The following is a 13,738-nucleotide window of genomic DNA, read 5'->3' on the forward strand; positions in this document are numbered from 1 at the left end:
AATCAGTCCTGTAGCTTGGCGATTTCTTCACCAAATTCTCGAATATCTTCAAAACTACGGTAAACCGAAGCAAAACGAATATAGGCAACCTTATCTAATTTTTTCAAAGCATCCATTACCAGGTTGCCCACCAGGGATGCCAGAACTTCGCGTTCACCGGTAGCTCGTAATTGAGATTTAATATGGCTGATGGCCATCTCAATATCATCGGAATTAACCGGTCGTTTCTCCAACGCCTTTAACATACCCCGACGTAATTTCTCTTCATCAAAGGGCTCGCGAATTTCATTGCTTTTAATCACTCGTGGCATTACCAGTTCTGCCACTTCAAACGTAGTAAAGCGCTCATGGCAAACTAAACATTGGCGGCGGCGGCGTACCTGAGAGCCATCACCGACCAGACGTGAATCAATGACTTTGGTATCAACGGCGGCACAAAAAGGGCAATGCATAACATCTCCTGAAAATATTTCCGGGGAAAAGCATACTCATATATTGATCTACCATTTTAAACGCCCCAGCTAAATAGTGATATAGCTAAGGCCCAGAAAGCAGATAATTAATGATAATCAATACCGGTTGAATATATCAGTAATCTTAATTTAAAGAAGTGGATTGCCAAATATTCAGGCTTTCACCATTTTATCTTCAATAACGACCCAGCGCTTATGGATCCATAATGACAGCAACATAATGGCCCCTCCCGCCAGGGTTTTTCCCCATTCAGGCTCTTCCTGCCAGATAAGAAAATTCACCATTAAACCAACCGGTATCATGGCATTATTCATAATTGCCAGCGTGCCGGCATCCACTTTTCCGGCACCATAATTCCACATAAAGTATCCCATGCCAGAAGCACCTAATCCCAGCCAGACCAATATTCCCCACTGTACAGAAGTGGTTGGCAATTGTTCTACATTACCCAACAATAGCCATGCCACTATGGCTACACATAACGCCCCCAAATAAAACAATGCGCTACTCTGCCGTGAAGGCATTGGATAAAGCTCCATCGCACGCTTATAGCCAACCTGCCCTAATGCAAAGAAAAAGTTAGCAGTCTGGATGATTAACATACCAAACCAGAAATTCTCTCTTGGATGACTGAAATTAATTACGCCTGCGCCCAACACGGCTAATAAAGCGCTAAACAGGTAACCCCAACGCAGCGATTGTCCCTTCAGTAAATCGTAAATCAGTGTGACGTAAATTGGCATGGTAATGCCAAACAACAACACTTCCGGCACAGTTAAATAGAGAAATGACTGATAGTAGAACAGATACATAATTCCCAGTTGACACGCACCTGCTGCCATAAAAGCAATACAGGCTTTAAAACTTATGCCACTAAAACGCATAAACGGTACAAACAATAGCGTCGCTAAACCAACCCGCATCAGAATAGAGAACCAGGGATCAACCTGCCCCGCCAGATAAACGCCAATCAGACTAAATGAGAACGACCAGATAACAGTAGTAATAATTAAAAATGGCATGACCACTCCGGAGTGAATAGCAAATTAACCAAAAAGAATGTCAGGCCGGGATACCGCGTGACGGATAGCCTCGATGAGCAACGATAGCTGTTCAGGTTGAATAATATAGGGCGGCATTAAGTAGATTAGTTTGCCAAACGGCCGAATCCATACCCCCTGAGCCACAAAGAATTTTTGCAGACTGGCCATATCGACAGGTTTAGTCACTTCAACGACACCAATCGCCCCCAGTACTCTCACCTGCTGTACATAAGGTGAATCTTCCAGCGGACGTAATCCTTGTTCCAGTACATCAGCAATTTGAGACACCTGAGATTGCCAGTGATTTTCAGCCAGCAGATCTAAACTGGCACAGGCAACCGCACAGGCCAGAGGGTTAGCCATAAATGTAGGGCCATGCATAAAGCATCCAGCCTCTCCCTGACTGATTACTTCAGCCACATTACGCGTCGTCATCACCGCAGAGAGCGTCATATAGCCTCCGGTTAGCGCCTTTCCTACACATTGAATATCCGGTGAAATACCTGCATGCTGACAGGCAAACAGTTTGCCGGTACGACCAAAGCCCGTCGCAATTTCATCAGTAATCATCAGAATCTGGTATTTATCACAGAGCTGGCGTATACGTTTGAGATACTCAGGATGATAAAAACGCATTCCTCCGGCACCCTGTACAATAGGTTCCAGAATAACGGCGGCAATATCTTGTTGATGCTGTTCCATCAAACGGGAAAAAGAGTCCATCGCCCCTTCCTGCCATTCGCCAGAAAAAGGAATATCCACCCCGTCGGCAAACAGATTTTGCGGTAAAAAACCCTGGTACAGGCTATGCATCGAATTGTGTGGATCGCACACCGACATAGCCCCAAATGTGTCTCCATGATAACCGTGACGCAAAGCCAGAAACTGATGTCGCTGTTCTCCCTTACTCTGCCAGTATTGCAGTGCCATTTTCATCGCAACTTCAACGGCAACTGAGCCGGAGTCTGCCAGAAAAACCGTTTCCAACTCTGGTTCAGTTATTTCAATCAAACGGCGGCACAATTCGATAGCTGGCTGATGAGTAATACCACCAAACATCACATGTGCCATTTTGACTAACTGTTGGCTGACTGCCTGATTCAATATGGGGTGGTTATAACCATGAATTGCGGCCCACCAGGATGACATACCATCAACTAACTCAGAACCATCCTGCAAAAAGAGTGAAGCACCCTGAGCAGAACTCACCGGATAACAGGGCAATGGCTGAATCATCGAAGTATAGGGATGCCAGATATGGCGCTGGTCAAATTGGATATCTGAAAACATAAAAAACAACCGTAAACTAAATTGACATAAAATTAGTTTACAATTAAAGTTTTTCAAAACCAACAGATTATTGATCGGACTACCTATGAATCAGACTGAACGCTGGAGCGCAGCACAAACCCAAGCCCTTTTTGATACGCCACTGCTTGAGTTACTTTTCACCGCACAACAGGTACACCGTAAACACTTCGATCCCCGACAAATTCAGGTCAGCACCTTGTTATCCATTAAAACCGGTAACTGCCCTGAAGACTGTAAATACTGTCCGCAAAGCGCACGTTATAAAACAGGCCTGACTTCAGAAGCATTAATGGCGGTAGAACAGGTGCTGGAATCTGCACGTCAGGCAAAGGCCGCCGGTTCAGGACGCTTTTGTATGGGAGCCGCATGGAAAAACCCTCATGAACGCGACCTGCCCTATCTGGAACAGATGATCCGTGGTGTAAAAGAGCTGGGAATGGAAAGTTGTATGACGTTAGGTTCACTTACGCCTTCTCAGGCAGAGAGGCTAAAGCAAGCCGGACTGGATTATTACAACCACAATCTGGACACCTCACCAGAATTCTATGACCAGATTATTACCACTCGTAGCTATCAGGAACGGCTAAATACGCTGGATTATGTGCGTCAGGCGGGTATTAAAGTCTGCTCTGGTGGCATTCTCGGGCTGGGGGAATCGGTCACCGATCGCGCTGGCTTATTACGTCAGTTAGCCAATATGCCTGAACCGCCGGAGAGTGTGCCGATTAACATGCTGGTTAAAGTCGCGGGCACGCCGTTAGATAACCTCCCTGATATCGATCCTTTCGAGTTTATTCGCACTATCGCTATAGCGCGTATTATGATGCCACGCTCTTACGTCCGTCTGTCCGCCGGCCGCGAACAGATGAATGAGCAAACTCAGGCGATGTGCTTTATGGCAGGCGCTAACGCCATTTTCTATGGCTGTAAATTACTCACTACCCCGAATCCTGAACAGAACAGCGACCTGAAGCTCTTTCGCAAGCTGGGACTCAATCCTGAAAATCAGCAAATAGAACAAACCCACACCGAGCAATTGGTAAAAATCGCTAAACAGCTAAATGAACCAGACACCGAGTATTATTACAATGCAGCCTTATAATGTCGGAGAGAATGTTATGCACCATACCTGGTTTATCACCGGCACCGATACTGATGCAGGAAAAACGGTCGCCAGCAGAGCGCTGTTACAGTCATTTTCAGCCCGTCATTATCAGGTTGCAGGTTACAAGCCTGTAGCCTCTGGTAGCCAGCTAACCGAAGATGGATTACGCAATCAAGATGCCCTGATTTTACAACAATATTCATCCGGAAAATTAGACTACCATCAGGTCAATCCGGTGACTTTCCTTCATCCAACGTCACCCCATATCGCCAGCCGCTTAGCATCACAGCCGATACAGCCATCACTAATGTCATCCGGATTAGCCAGCTTACAGCAAAAAAGTGAGGTGGTGATTGTTGAAGGAGCCGGGGGATGGTTTACACCTGTTGATGAACAATATTCGCTGTCTGATTGGGTTATCGCCGAACAGTTACCGGTAGTGATGGTGGTGGGGATCAAGCTGGGCTGTATCAATCATGCTTTATTGACTCAACAGGCACTGCTGAATGCCGGGGTACATTTTAGTGGTTGGATAGCTAATAGCGTGCAGCCAGACTATCTTCACTATGATGATTATATGAGTACCCTGAAAAAACGGATCATCACCCCATTGTTGGGTGAAATCCCTTATTTGCCGAACCTTTCATCACTCTCGTCATTAGGGCAATACGTCGACAGCTCGCTGCTGCTGCCTGAATAAAAATTCAAAGCAATAAAAAACCCTCATATCACTATGAGGGTTTTTTCTGTTCAATAATCGTTACCGATTAAGGCAGCATTGAAGGCTGGTCGGCGCCCTCTTTTTCCACTTTAGTTGGTAGCATGTGTTCACGCTTCACGCCCATCTTCAGCGCCATATAGGCCGCTACCCAGATGGATGATGCTGTACCCAGCAAAATACCAATAGCCAGTGATTCAGAGAAGCCTTTCAACATCTCGCCACCAAAGAACAACAGACACAGAACCGCCAGTAAGGTCGTACCCGATGTCATCAACGTCCGGCTCAACGTCTGAGTCAGGGAAACGTTCATAATCTCATAAGGTGTACCACGACGAATCTTACGGAAGTTCTCACGCATCCGGTCAAATACTACGATGGTATCGTTCAGTGAGTAACCGATAATCGACAGCATCGCTGCAACGATAGTCAGGTCTACTTCGCGCTGGAATAACGAGATAATCCCTAAGGTAATCACCACGTCATGCGCCAGTGCAAATACCGCACCTGCTGCCAGACGCCATTCAAAACGAAATCCAACATAGATAAGGATACAGAGCAAACAAACGATAATCGCCATCAGGCCAGACTGTGCCAACTCGGCACCAACGCTTGGCCCAACGAATTCGATACGTTTAACTTCTGCACCTTCATCGGCGTTGCTGTGAACGATATCCAGAATCTTGCCGCTCAGAACTTCACTGTTCATGCCTTCGATAGGCGCCATACGGATCATAACATCACGGCTACTACCAAAATTTTGAACGATAGGATCTTTAAAGCCCTGCGCATTCAGGTCAGCACGCACTTTTTCCAGGTCTATCGGATGGGTTAATTTAACTTCAATCACGGTACCACCGGTGAAGTCTAAACCCCAGTTAAACCCTTTCATGCCCATGATGACAAATGATGCAACCACAAGAATCATAGAAATAGCAAAAGCGGCATTACCCACGCGCAAGAAGTCATAGACCCTGCGACCGTGGTTAAGCTGCTCTACTTTATATTCCTCTGCCACAACAGACTCCTTAAATAGACAGCTTGGTAATACGCTTGCCGCCGTACGCCAGGTTAACAATGGCGCGCGTACCTACAATCGCAGTGAACATGGAAGTCAATACGCCGATAGACAGCGTAATGGCAAAGCCTTTAATCGAACCGGTACCTACAGCGTACAGAATTGCGGCAGTAATCAGCGTAGTCAGGTTCGCATCTAAAATACTGCTGAATGCGCCCTTATACCCTTCATGAATCGCCTGTTGGACACTACGCCCATTTTTCAGCTCTTCTTTTATCCGCTCGTTAATCAGTACGTTAGCATCAACCGCCATACCTACCGTCAGCACAATACCGGCAATGCCCGGCATGCTTAGCGTTGCCCCCGGCAACAGCGACATGGTACCAACAATAAGAATAACGTTAACTACCAGTGCCGCACTGGCCATCAGGCCAAATACGCGATACACCAGCAGCATAAAGATCACCGATACCATCAGGCCCCAGAAACAAGCTTCCAGACCCTGAGTAATATTCTGCTGCCCCATTGATGGACCAATAGTACGCTCTTCAACAATCTGAATTGGCGCGATCAGTGCACCCGCACGCAGTAACAGTGAAAGCTGACGAGCTTCAGCGGCATTATCAATACCGGTAATGCGGAAGCTGTTGCCCAGACGAGACTGAATGGTTGCAACGTTGATCACTTCTTCTTGTTTTTCAAGAATCGATCTACCGTTTTCATCTTTTTTACCGCTGTCTTTATACTCTACAAACACCGTGGCCATATTTTTGCCAATGCTGTCTTTAGTAAAGTTAGACATGATATTACCACCGGCGCTATCCAGAGATATGTTCACCTGTGGGCGGCCATACTCATCGCTGCTGGAAGTAGAATCGGTAATATGATCGCCAGTCAGCACCACTTTCTTGTATAACACCACTGGGGAGTTATCACGGCGGTACTTCACTTCAGATTTACTACGGTCACGGCCGCGTAATACCGAAGCAGCATCAATGCTGGTATTCACCAAACGGAACTCAAGCGTCGCTGTCGCACCTAAAATCTCTTTAGCGCGGGCAGTATCCTGAATACCCGGTAATTCAACCACGATACGATCGGCACCCTGACGCTGAACCACTGGCTCTGCAACACCTAGCTGGTTTACCCGATTACGCAGAATATTAACGTTTTGCTGCACCGCATATTCGCGTGCTTCACTTAAACGTTCTGCGGTCATTTGGGTAGTAAAGCTATTATTGGCACCCGGAGTGATAATCAGATCGCGATGACGAGGCGTCAGAAAATCAATGGCTTTGGTCAACGTATCCGCATCAGGGAAACGCGCCTCAACGCCAAAGTTGCTGCCTTTCACCACTTCAGAATAAGCAATACCTTCAGTATGCAGTTCGCTTTCAATAGAATCTTGCGTTTGCTCTTGCAGCTTGGACATCGCGGTATCCATGTCCACTTCCATCAGGAAGTGCACACCACCGCGCAGGTCGAGGCCCAGTTTCATTGGCTCTGCACCAATTTTCTGCAGCCAGGTTGGCGTAGCCGGAGCAAGGTTTAATGCAATAACAAACTGATTTCCCAGAGCTTCGGCCAGAATTTCCCGAGCCCGTAACTGGACATCAGTATTATCAAACCGCACCAGCAAAGAACCATTTTCTTCCAGCGCTGCCGATTTGATAACAATATTCTGTTGCTTCAGTGCATCTTCTACCTGACCCAACGTAGCAGTACTGGCGGTGCCACCGCGCACCCCAGTAATCTGAATCGCCGGATCCTCACCATAAATGTTAGGAAGTGCATAAAGCAAACCGATGCCGATCACAAAGACCAGCATCAGATACTTCCATAAAGGATAACGGTTTAACACAATAGTAGTTTCCCTTCGGGAAAATCAAAAAGTATAGCGCTCAAATTAGAGCGCTTTCATTGTGCCTTTAGGCAATACAGCCGCAACGAAGTCACGTTTGATGGTTACTTCAGTTGTATCATTCAGAGCAATAACGATGTAGCCAGTATCAGAAACTTTAGATACACGACCCACTAACCCACCGGTGGTTAATACTTCATCACCTTTAGTAATGGAACTCATCAGGTTCTTATGATCTTTAGCACGCTTCTGCTGTGGGCGCAGGATCATAAAATAGAAGATCAAACCGAAAACTACCAGCATGATAACTAAAGAATATGGGCTGCCTTGAGCTGGTGCACCGGCTGCGGCCACTGCGTCAGAAATAAAAAGACTCATTAATGAGATTCCTCTGTTGTTATGTTGATGAATATACGAATTATTTAACTAATGGCGGGACAGGCTTACCTATCCGACCATAAAAATCAGTAACAAAGCGCTCTAATGTACCTTGCTCAATGGCCTCACGCAAACCTGCCATTAAACGCTGGTAGTATCTCAGGTTATGAATGGTATTTAACCGCGCACCTAATATTTCATTACAGCGATCAAGATGATGCAGATATGCCCGACTGTAATGGCGACAGGTGTAACAGTCACAGTGTTCATCAAGCGTAGCGGTATCATCTTTATGTTTTGCATTACGGATTTTAACCACTCCATCCGTAACAAACAAATGTCCATTGCGCGCATTGCGCGTTGGCATCACACAATCAAACATATCGATGCCCCGGCGAACTCCTTCCACCAGATCTTCCGGTTTCCCAACCCCCATCAAATAGCGAGGTTTATCTTCCGGAATTTGAGGACAAACATGCTCTAAAATGCGATGCATATCCTCTTTTGGCTCACCAACGGCCAAACCGCCGACAGCGTAACCGTCAAACCCAATCTCTACCAGCCCTTTTACAGAAACGTCACGTAAATCTTCGTAAACGCTGCCCTGAATAATGCCAAACAGCGCATTTTTATTATTCAGTTCATCAAAGCGTTGACGGCTACGTTTCGCCCAGCGCAGGGACATCTCCATAGAGCGTTTCGCATAATCCCAGTCTGCCGGATATGGCGTACACTCATCAAAGATCATCACGATATCAGAACCGAGATCGTATTGAATTTCCATCGATTTTTCCGGGCTAAGGAATATCGAGTCACCATTAATAGGGTTACGGAAATTCACCCCTTCTTCGGTGATTTTGCGGATATCTCCCAGGCTAAATACCTGAAAACCACCGGAGTCGGTCAGAATAGGGCCGTGCCATTGCATAAAATCGTGCAGATCGCCATGCTTACGCATGATCTCCTGCCCCGGGCGTAACCATAAATGAAAGGTGTTGCCCAGAATGATTTGAGCACCGGTGTCTTTCACCTCTTCTGGCGTCATGCCTTTCACCGTACCGTAGGTACCGACTGGCATAAACGCCGGTGTCTCTACCGTGCCGCGTTCAAAAACTAAACGACCGCGTCTGGCGCGACCATCTTTTGTCTGTAATTCAAACTTCACGTAAAACCTCCGCCACCAGATAAACAGTCTGGTTAAATGCAAATACATTACACTTAAAAACTAAGAACAAACCCATGATACACGCCAGCTTACGTCACTATCATTTGTATTTATCTGTCTTGGTTTGTGTCAATTTGCCGATACTGTGTCACATTCTTGGCACAGATGAGGCACAGGATTTTACACGTTTTACCGGTGATCGGCGAGACCTCTTAAATTTACACCACAAATAATTTGATCGCTGAAACCGATCATCCTCAATTAATTGATCTGTCAAACCTATTTGCCAAAGCATTGCTTTGCGTTAATGCTCAATATGTGTATTTTTCCGATCAAAATCAAAGAGGTAGATATGAAGTTGTTATCAATAGCTTTTAATTATTTGACTGGATTATGTGCGCAGGGATATAGTGATTATGCATCAGCAAAATCTGGTGTCGGGATTGACCTCTCGGATATCTACAAAGGCGCATATACCGCGCAGGCGGTTTTTTTATGCGTATCGCACAAGCATATCCAAATCTATGGTGGGCTGGCGAGGGCTTCCTCGGAAGCGCCGGGTTCCTTTGTAGCCGGTAAGGTCAACCTCGTCAGTTCACCACCCTTGATTGACCTTAATGGTGGTGATAATTCCACTACAGAGGAAAATCATCATGTCTAAGAATTTACCCGTAACACCATTCAAATTCGAAAACCATAAAGTCAGGACGACAATAATTAATAATGCCCCATGGTTTATCGCTGAAGATGTATGTGCCGCGCTTAATCTTAAAAATCCAACCATGTCATTGAAAGCGCTGGACGATGATGAACGGTCTAAGTTCAACTTAGGGCGTCAAGGAGAGGTAAACATCATTAATGAGTCTGGATTGTTTACTTTGGTCTTGCGCTGCCGTGATGCTGTTAAATACGGAACGCTACCGCACAGATTTAGAAAATGGGTGACTGGGGAGGTTCTTCCTTCCATTAGACAAACAGGTTCTTATTCCCCCACTGCTGTTAATCTACCTACTCACACCCCAACCCACCGCTATTACGTCGAAGTGAAAATACACGACAATTTAATGAACTCCAGTATCACGATCCCCGCAAAAACAGATTCATTTAATGCTTTGATAACTGGTCTGGCAACGGATTTGGGGTTTTCCATTACAGGAATGATCGCAGCGCCAGGCGGAATAGAAAGGTTGATTTCTCGATCTCAAGATGTAGCGCGGATTTGCTGATGTGAAAAGTATAAAGGCGCGCAATGCGCCTTTTAGATATTATCTAATTATGTGAGACTCTTTCGTTTCTAATGAATGTAATTAATTTTCTTCCAACCATTACACTTGGCTTTTCGATAAGTAAATATGTGATAATTGACACACAAATGGTTAGTAAGATAAGTATAAAAAACATGCTAAACCCACTAATTGAAATATCAAACTTCTTAAAGTATATATAACTAATCCCATATATAACCATATGGTTAATATATAGAGAATATGATATCTCACCAATGAAGATCAAAAACCTTCCATTATATATTTCAATAACTCTTGACATTAAAGCAATTGAACAGACCAGCATAAATGAATAAAGGCCCCACTTTTCAGCACCGGGCCCTGAATTGTATCCTGATATTATTATAGCTATAGATACAAGCATAACTGATGAAATAAAAGAAACAGAAAAGACGTTTTTAACAAAACCATCCTTTGCCTTTGTGAAAATTTCAGCGATTATCATTCCATATATAAAATCATAAACTATAGGATTTGATATAAAAACAAAATTACTTAATACTGAATAACTAAAAGCATCTTTTATAATTGGTTCTATTTGAATGAATCCGCGAAAATAAAACTGAGAAAGTGAACAAATGCCTACCAACAATAACGATGAGATAATAGTTCTATACTTATGACTTATACACAATGATATGCAAAAAATCATATAGAACCAAATTTCATAAGTCAGCGTCCATGCTGGAATTATTATATTGTACCCATACCATGGGCCTGTGAAATTATAATCATTAGGAATTAGCAAGTAACTCTTTATGATTTGAGATGTAGTGTAAATATTACTGAAATCAAAATAAATCATTACAGATAATACAATAAAAAACACTGGATAAAGTCTAAAAAATCTTTTTATAGCGAATTCAATTGGGGAACTTTTTTCTTTGTCCATCGTTGAATATGTTATGATAAATCCACTTATAACAAAAAATATATCAACACCTATTTCCCCCATACTAAATAGTATGTCACCCAAGTCCTTTTGGGTGTATACTCCATTCAGATATACCCTGAAATGGAACGCAATAACTAATAGCACCGCAACACCTCTAAGTGCCTGGATAGATTCTAATTTTATATTTTTTGTCGGATTCACTAATGCGTACTCATTCTTATGTTTTGTGCGATTATATCCAACAGGGTAATGATTACAACCATTAAGTTGTTAATATTAAACAGAGAAATAAGCAAGTTAATTAGGATTAACTTGCTTATTTTTTCTAAAAATTACCTTCAGATAACCAATTTACAACTCCTGGTCCACCACCAACGGTGCATGTCCATGCTTTTGGTTGTCCTGTTGCTGGCGCTGAGTTGATTACTCGCTCCCCTTTATCCCAAAATCCTGTTGATGGCAATGATGGAGATCTAAACTGAGTTGGCGGTGAAGATACTCGATTAAATGCGGTTCCTACTGATACTGCGCATGGTGAGTTTATTAAAACGATACCCGACCCAACCTTGTTAACATTGAGCCCAATCGTTGTTTTTGATGTGGGAATGAAAGTACATACACTTATAAACTCCCATTTGTTTTTTGCAGTTCCCGTAACTGAGCCGTCAGATCCAAACTGCCCATCAATGCCAAGTCTTATTTTTGATGAGTTTCCTTGATCATTAACCCAAGCTCCAAACCAAACCCACTTCCCCTTCAATTCTTGATGTACTGATAAATCAATTGATGAAAACCACGTTCTATCCCCATCCCCCACTATAAATGAATATTCTCCATTAAATAGATTTGTTGACTTAGTTAGCGATCCAGTTGAACCCGCTGATGCTACCCATGAAAGCATATTCCTATCAGCGTGGTTAACATTCATCTTATTATCGATGTCATATATGAAATGAGCACCATTAGGGTTTTGATTCGCAGCATCATAGCTACCAATAAAATTAACATCATTAATAGTATTGCTTGAAATAGTTAAAAGTGTATCTATTTTTGAAGATAGATTATTTCTATATATTGATATTAGCGCGTTAATTTTTGATGCATCAAGAATTTGGTTATTTTCAACTTTGAGATTGTGCGCAAAATTAGTAAAGATGAATCCATCTTGGTTCGGCATTGAAGATGCAAACCCTATTGCTGTTTGCTGATTCCCCCTTACACTAACACATTTATTGGCAAGTGATAAACTTCCAATTAGCGTATACTCACTAGCAATTAGATGGATATCTGCTTTAATATTTATAGCCTCTGGAATTCCATATGGGTATCCAGACTCTCCATTTCTCTCAAAGTAGTTAAAGTCAATATTTAACCCCTTACAATTAAATGCATATATACCTGATAGTTTATTTTGCTCAATATCATTCTGCATTATGTTGACACTTAACCCCGCTAGAGGGTCGGTTGGATTGACAAGAATCCCTGAAGCCTCATTCCCATAAATTCTATTTCTAAGAATATTTATATTATTTAACACTCCACCTAGAGAGAGCCCATTTCCTTTATTGGAAAAAATACGACATCCGATTACATCGTTAGAGTATCCATTAAGAAGAATTGCATTATTAGTAGTGTTTGATACATCCACGTTATAGATTTTTATGTGATTTGCGCTACTAAGATTTATTCCTGGGCAATTACCATTGCCATCAATACCAAAATCTCTCAACTCACAAAATGTAATATCTCCAACCTGTTGCGTAATAACCGCAGTTCCGCCTGATGATGGGAATAATCTTGATTGATACGGACCACTCCCAACAATCATAGCCACATTAGTTTTGATTGTAATGCCCGGCTCAACTAAAAAAGAACCCTCTGGAATAACAATTTTAATTGGCAGTGTTGCGCTATCAATTGCTGCTTGAAATGCAGCTTTATTCTGAGCCCCAGTGTTGCCAGCTTTAAACCCATAATCTGTTAATGTTCTGACATCTAATGTTAGTTTTTCAGACACAGAATTAGATACGCCGTTAGGAAAGCTTGGTGTGTATTCAACAAGTGAAGATCCTCGAGCAACATCCGCGCTAGCTAAATCAGATCGCAATGCGGCATCACCTATACTCATCCAACTACCAATACCTACACCACCTGACGATTGTGGCGTTGATCCTGCTGGCACGACTTTAGGCAATGCGCCATCCCAACGATAATATTCGCCTGTAGTAGTATCTCGTAAAACTTGGTTAGGAAGAGTTAATTCCGCACCATCCTGAAATGAATCCATTGTGATATAACCAAAGGCTGCAATTGCTTGCTGAGCCAGATAGCGCAGGCCCTCAATTGTGTAATGTTTATTTCCGAATCGGTCTATATATGACCATCCCATTGATGTCACGAACTCATCAATTTTCCCTGAATTAAATTTCAAATCTTGCGGTAATTCACTTGGTACTGCTACTTGCGTTGGTGTAGTTGCCATGA

At 43.4% G+C, this 13,738-nt stretch carries 13 protein-coding genes; 4 read left to right on the forward strand and 9 right to left on the reverse strand.

The annotated features are described in order from the left end of the window. Positions 1-2: 2 nt before the first annotated feature. From nrdR to bioA, 3 genes are all read right to left on the reverse strand, one after another. Entirely contained in the window at positions 3-452 is a 450-nt protein-coding gene (gene nrdR / locus I2494_RS17100) for a transcriptional regulator NrdR (RefSeq protein ID WP_130590706.1), read from the reverse strand. Positions 453-626: 174 nt separating this feature from the next. After that, positions 627-1,496 (reverse strand): DMT family transporter, encoded by an 870-nt coding sequence (locus I2494_RS17105; RefSeq protein ID WP_218467989.1) that lies wholly within the window; start codon positions 1,494-1,496, stop codon positions 627-629. 24 nt (positions 1,497-1,520) lie between these two features. Next, complete coding sequence (gene bioA, locus I2494_RS17110) at positions 1,521-2,807, reverse strand: adenosylmethionine--8-amino-7-oxononanoate transaminase (RefSeq protein ID WP_218467988.1); 1,287 nt, start codon at positions 2,805-2,807, stop codon at positions 1,521-1,523. Between the two features lie 85 nt (positions 2,808-2,892). Between bioA and bioB the strand changes: the two genes are divergently transcribed. Together bioB and bioD are read left to right on the forward strand one after the other, a co-directional pair. Next, positions 2,893-3,930 (forward strand): biotin synthase BioB, encoded by a 1,038-nt coding sequence (bioB, locus tag I2494_RS17115; protein WP_218467987.1) that lies wholly within the window; start codon positions 2,893-2,895, stop codon positions 3,928-3,930. Between the two features lie 16 nt (positions 3,931-3,946). After that, positions 3,947-4,633, forward strand: coding sequence for a dethiobiotin synthase (gene bioD / locus I2494_RS17120; protein ID WP_218467986.1), 687 nt, complete (start codon positions 3,947-3,949; stop codon positions 4,631-4,633). 67 nt (positions 4,634-4,700) lie between these two features. On the opposite strand, the gene secF is transcribed toward bioD, so the two are convergent. Genes secF through tgt form a run of 4 tightly spaced genes read right to left on the reverse strand, consistent with a single transcriptional unit; the run spans position 4,701 to position 9,073 of the window. After that, on the reverse strand, positions 4,701-5,669 hold the full coding sequence (gene secF, locus I2494_RS17125; protein ID WP_130590701.1) for a protein translocase subunit SecF: 969 nt from the start codon (positions 5,667-5,669) through the stop codon (positions 4,701-4,703). Between the two features lie 10 nt (positions 5,670-5,679). After that, complete coding sequence (gene secD, locus I2494_RS17130; RefSeq protein ID WP_218467985.1) at positions 5,680-7,530, reverse strand: protein translocase subunit SecD; 1,851 nt, start codon at positions 7,528-7,530, stop codon at positions 5,680-5,682. A 45-nt stretch (positions 7,531-7,575) separates the two neighbouring features. Further along, positions 7,576-7,908, reverse strand: coding sequence for a preprotein translocase subunit YajC (gene yajC / locus I2494_RS17135; RefSeq protein ID WP_130590699.1), 333 nt, complete (start codon positions 7,906-7,908; stop codon positions 7,576-7,578). A gap of 40 nt (positions 7,909-7,948) precedes the next feature. Continuing rightward, the gene (gene tgt / locus I2494_RS17140) at positions 7,949-9,073 is read right to left on the reverse strand and encodes a tRNA guanosine(34) transglycosylase Tgt (protein ID WP_218467984.1); all 1,125 of its coding nucleotides are present in this window, start codon (positions 9,071-9,073) and stop codon (positions 7,949-7,951) included. 352 nt (positions 9,074-9,425) lie between these two features. On the opposite strand from tgt, the gene I2494_RS17145 reads away from it, so the two are divergent. Then, positions 9,426-9,734 (forward strand): ash family protein, encoded by a 309-nt coding sequence (locus tag I2494_RS17145; protein ID WP_218467983.1) that lies wholly within the window; start codon positions 9,426-9,428, stop codon positions 9,732-9,734. Continuing rightward, entirely contained in the window at positions 9,727-10,299 is a 573-nt protein-coding gene (locus tag I2494_RS20635; RefSeq protein ID WP_218467982.1) for a BRO-N domain-containing protein, read from the forward strand. The genes I2494_RS17145 and I2494_RS20635 overlap by 8 nt, the downstream gene beginning before the upstream one ends. A gap of 43 nt (positions 10,300-10,342) precedes the next feature. Here I2494_RS20635 and I2494_RS17155 read toward each other — a convergent pair whose 3' ends face one another. Both I2494_RS17155 and I2494_RS17160 read right to left on the reverse strand, forming a co-directional pair. After that, positions 10,343-11,455, reverse strand: coding sequence for an acyltransferase family protein (locus I2494_RS17155; RefSeq protein WP_218467981.1), 1,113 nt, complete (start codon positions 11,453-11,455; stop codon positions 10,343-10,345). A 124-nt stretch (positions 11,456-11,579) separates the two neighbouring features. Continuing rightward, positions 11,580-13,736, reverse strand: a complete 2,157-nt coding sequence (locus I2494_RS17160) for a tail fiber/spike domain-containing protein (RefSeq protein WP_218467980.1) — start codon at positions 13,734-13,736, stop codon at positions 11,580-11,582. Positions 13,737-13,738 lie beyond the last annotated feature (2 nt).

This window comes from Limnobaculum allomyrinae, assembly GCF_016649425.1.
Lineage (GTDB): Bacteria > Pseudomonadota > Gammaproteobacteria > Enterobacterales > Enterobacteriaceae > Limnobaculum > Limnobaculum allomyrinae.